The sequence below is a fragment of the Pseudonocardia pini genome (genome assembly GCF_013870575.1).
GTDB lineage: Bacteria > Actinomycetota > Actinomycetes > Mycobacteriales > Pseudonocardiaceae > Pseudonocardia > Pseudonocardia pini.
Map to the genome: position 1 here is coordinate 1 of NZ_JACBXB010000562.1, position 3,780 is coordinate 3,780.

The following is a 3,780-nucleotide window of genomic DNA, read 5'->3' on the forward strand; positions in this document are numbered from 1 at the left end:
CGCCTCGGCCGTCGTCAGCCGCAGCGGCCTGCGCATGCCCGCGTCCTCGGTGACGGTCACGGTGTCGCCGGAGAAGGACAGGTCCACCAGGTCGCCGGGGCCGTAGCCGGGCAGCCCGCACATCCAGAGCAGCTCGAGGTCGCGACGCAGCTGGCGCGGGGTCGTCCCGAAGTCCGCTGCGGCCTCCGCGATCGGGATCCCCGGGCGCGCGAGCAGGTACGGGACCAGCGACAACAGCCGCGGCAGCCGGTCCGCGAGTCCGCTCACGAGTGCGCCTTCAACGCGCCGGCCCACAGCTGCCGGACGTGCGCGGCGAGCTCGGGCGGGTCCAGCACGACGACGTCGGGACCCGCCCCGGCCAGCCACCGCGCCACCGTGCGCTCGCTGCGCAGCTCGATCTCCAGGACGTCCCCGGGCACGCCCGCCCGCTCCTGCGACCCGACGACCGTGCCGAGCCTGCGCAGCCCGTGCGCGTGCCCCTCGGGGATCCAGACGCGGGCGGTGCCGGTGACCGGCCCGTAGTCGAAGTTCCGCCGGATCGACGCCATCAGGTCCGTGCCCGGCGGCACGCTCACCGCGCCGGGCTCCCCCACCGTCTTGATCGGCTCGAGGACCCGGGAGAGCCGGAAGGAACGCACGTCCGCGCGGTCCCGGTCGTGCCCGACGAGGTACCAGCGCCCCCGCCACGAGACCACGCCCCACGGCTCCACGGTCCGGCGCACGATCTCGCCGGTCGGCCCGCCGCGGCGGTGGTCGAACGTGACGGCCTGACCCGCCTGCACCGCCGCCAGCAGAGGCGCGAACACCGGCTCGGCCGCCCGGACCCGCGGCTGCACCGACCCCCGCGTCTCGTCCACCTCGACGCCCGCGGCGCGCAGCTTGCGCAGGGCACCGTGCGCGGCGCCGGAGAGCTCCGGGGAGTCCCACAGCGACCCGGCGAGGGCGACGGCGGCAGCCTCCTCGGTGTCGAGGTCGATCTCGCCGAGCTCGTAGTCGCCCCGGGCGATGCGGTAGCCCTCGACGGTGTCGAAGGCCGACTGCCTCCCGGTCTCCAGCGGCACGCCCAGCTCGCGCAGCTCGGTCTTGTCCCGCTCGAACATGCGGAAGAAGGCCTCGTCGCTCGGCGCGTCGAGGTAGCCGGGCACGGTGGCGCGGATCCGCTCCGCGGGCAGGAACTGGCGCGTCGACAGCAGGCAGAGCACGAGGTTCACCAGGCGCTCGGCTCGGGCGGAGGACACGGGGGCAGCATACGACCAACCGTTCGAACCCCCGACGCGACACGGGGTACCGGCACCGATCCCACGCCGGAGCGCGGTCCCCTTCGCGGCGACCGACGCAGGGCTGGGTGGTGTGGGTGGGGCGGACCAAGATCGCACGTTTCGTGCTCTCAGCGCGGCAAGATCACGGTCTGGGTGCTGTCAGCGCGGTGGGGACGACGCTGGGCGCACGTCATCGGCGATCTTGACTGTGGCACCGCGCTCGCTGCACGCAAACGGTGATCGTGCAGCGCTGAGAGCACGAAACGTGCGAACCGAGAACCCCACCACCCCCTCACCCCCCCACCCGAGGCAGCAGACAGAGTCGAGCACCGCGCGGCGCTGTCTCAGGCTGCGACACCGGGCGGCCTTGACCGCTGATCACCGCAGGCAGAGTCTGTGAGCCAGACCACGATCTGCAGGAGGAACGATGGCCGACGGGGCGGCGGAGACCGTGGAGACGTTCAACCCGTGGAGCGTGGTGAACCTCGTGTTCCACCACCTCGCGGACGGCGGCCTCCATCCGGTGCTCGGCGAGACGGGGGACCCCAAGGCGGCTGCGGAGGCGCTCCTGCTCGCGTTGGGCATCACCCCGGCGCCGGACCACGCGGGCCCGGCCGCGGCCCCGGTGCAGGACGAGCTCGCCGAGCTGCGCCGGAAGATGATGCCCGGCATCGAGTAGACCCGAACGCACGAACGGCACTCTCGCTCAGTAGGTCTGAGCGAGAGTGCCGTTCGTGTGGTCGGCTAGAGGGACTGGATCAGGCGGTCCACCCGCTCGTCCACCGAACGGAACGGGTCCTTGCACAGGACCGTGCGCTGCGCCTGGTCGTTCAGCTTCAGGTGCACCCAGTCGACGGTGAAGTCCCGGCCCGCGGCCTGGGCGGCGGCGATGAAGTCCCCGCGGAGCTTGGCCCGGGTGGTCTGGGGCGGGGTGTCCTTGGCGACCTCGATCTCGCCGTCGTCCGTGACCCGCTCGACCAGGCCCTTGCGCTGCAGCAGGTCGAAGAGGCCGCGGCCGCGCCGGATGTCGTGGTAGGCCAGGTCCAGCTGGGCGACCCGGGCGCTGGACAGGTCCAGGTCGTGCTTGGCCTGGTAGCGCTGGACGAGCCGGTGCTTGATCGCCCAGTCCACCTCGCGGTCGATCATGGAGAGGTCACCGGACTCGACGGCGTCGAGCGTGCGGCCCCACAGCTCCACGACACGGTCCAGGGACCGGTCCGCGCTCCCCCGCGCCTGCAGGTGCTCGACGGCCCGGGCGTGGTACTCGCGCTGGATGTCCAGGGCGCTTGCCTCGCGGCCGCCCGCGAGCCGCACCGTGCGGCGCCCGGTGAGGTCGTGGCTGATCTCGCGGATCGCGCGGATCGGGTTGTCCAGCGTGAAGTCCCGGAACTGGACGCCCGCCTCGATCATCTCGAGCACCAGGTGCGTGGCGCCGACCTTGAGCAGGGTCGTGGTCTCGGACATGTTCGAGTCGCCCACGATCACGTGCAGCCGGCGGTAGCGCTCCGCGTCCGCGTGCGGCTCGTCACGGGTGTTGATGATCGGGCGGGACCGCGTGGTCGCCGACGACACGCCCTCCCAGATGTGCTCGGCGCGCTGGGAGAGGCAGTAAACGGCCCCGCGCGGGGTCTGCAGCACCTTGCCCGCGCCGCAGATCAGCTGGCGGGTGACGAGGAACGGGAGCAGCACGTCCGCGATGCGCGCGAACTCGCCCTGTCGCGCGACGAGGTAGTTCTCGTGGCAGCCGTAGGAGTTGCCCGCCGAGTCGGTGTTGTTCTTGAACAGGTAGATGTCGCCGCCGATGCCCTCGTCGACGAGCCTGCGCTCGGCGTCGACGAGCAGGTCCTCGAGGATCCGCTCACCCGCCTTGTCGTGCGCGACCAGCCCGGTCAACGTGTCGCACTCGGCGGTCGCATACTCGGGGTGCGATCCGACGTCCAGGTAGAGCCGCGCGCCGTTGCGCAGGAAGACGTTCGACGACCGCCCCCAGGACACGACACGCCGGAACAGGTACCGCGCGACCTCGTCGGGCGACAGTCGGCGCTGCCCGTGGAAGGTGCACGTGACCCCGAACTCGGTCTCGACCCCGAAGATCCGACGCTGCATGTCCTCCAGCGTAAGCGCAGGAGGCCCCATAAGGTCACGCCTGTGACCGACTGGTTCCGGCGCGTCGCCGTGAAGTCCTCCCGAGTCGACCGGAGCCTGACGGCGGTGTCGGCGACCGACCGGGCCATCACCAGCGCCGTCGCGGCTCGTCCACGCAGCCGGGTGGACCAGGTGATGACCCGGTTGTCGAAGGCGGCCGACCACAGCGCGCTGTGGGTCGTGGTGGCCGGGATCCTCGCCGTCCGGAGAGGTGCGGGACGCAAGGCGGCGGGTCGCGGGCTCCTCGCGATCGCGCTGTCGAGCGCACTCGCGAACGGGGTGCTCAAGCCGCTGCTCCCCCGCCGCCGGCCGGCCGCGGCCGAGCTGCCCGCCTACCGGACGATCCCCGACCCGCCCACGTCATCGGTGCGGACCA

3 protein-coding genes and 2 pseudogenes are annotated in these 3,780 nt (G+C 72.3%); 2 read left to right on the forward strand and 3 right to left on the reverse strand.

From position 1 onward, the window contains the following. Positions 1 to 267, reverse strand: a pseudogene (locus H5J29_RS24715) (protein pafC); the annotation flags it as partial. Further along, positions 264 to 1,238: a helix-turn-helix transcriptional regulator gene (locus H5J29_RS24720; protein WP_181783425.1), complete on the reverse strand. Its 975-nt coding sequence runs from the start codon at positions 1,236 to 1,238 to the stop codon at positions 264 to 266. The gene H5J29_RS24720 and the pseudogene H5J29_RS24715, both read right to left, overlap by 4 nt. A gap of 448 nt (positions 1,239 to 1,686) precedes the next feature. On the opposite strand from H5J29_RS24720, the gene H5J29_RS24725 reads away from it, so the two are divergent. Further along, entirely contained in the window at positions 1,687 to 1,938 is a 252-nt protein-coding gene (locus H5J29_RS24725; RefSeq protein WP_181783426.1) for a hypothetical protein, read from the forward strand. A 65-nt stretch (positions 1,939 to 2,003) separates the two neighbouring features. Here the strand turns inward: H5J29_RS24725 and pafA are convergent, their stop codons facing one another. Beyond that, on the reverse strand, positions 2,004 to 3,365 hold the full coding sequence (pafA, locus tag H5J29_RS24730; protein ID WP_181783427.1) for a Pup--protein ligase: 1,362 nt from the start codon (positions 3,363 to 3,365) through the stop codon (positions 2,004 to 2,006). A 42-nt stretch (positions 3,366 to 3,407) separates the two neighbouring features. On the opposite strand from pafA, the pseudogene H5J29_RS24735 reads away from it, so the two are divergent. Further along, positions 3,408 to 3,780: pseudogene (locus H5J29_RS24735) on the forward strand (glycerophosphatase); the annotation flags it as partial.

Excerpts from the sequence above, each read along its gene's own strand:
- H5J29_RS24725 (WP_181783426.1), top strand. The coding sequence starts at position 1,687 with ATGGCCGACGGGGCGGCGGAGACCGTGGAGACGTTCAACCCGTGGAGC.
- pafA (WP_181783427.1), bottom strand. The coding sequence starts at position 3,365 with ATGCAGCGTCGGATCTTCGGGGTCGAGACCGAGTTCGGGGTCACGTGC.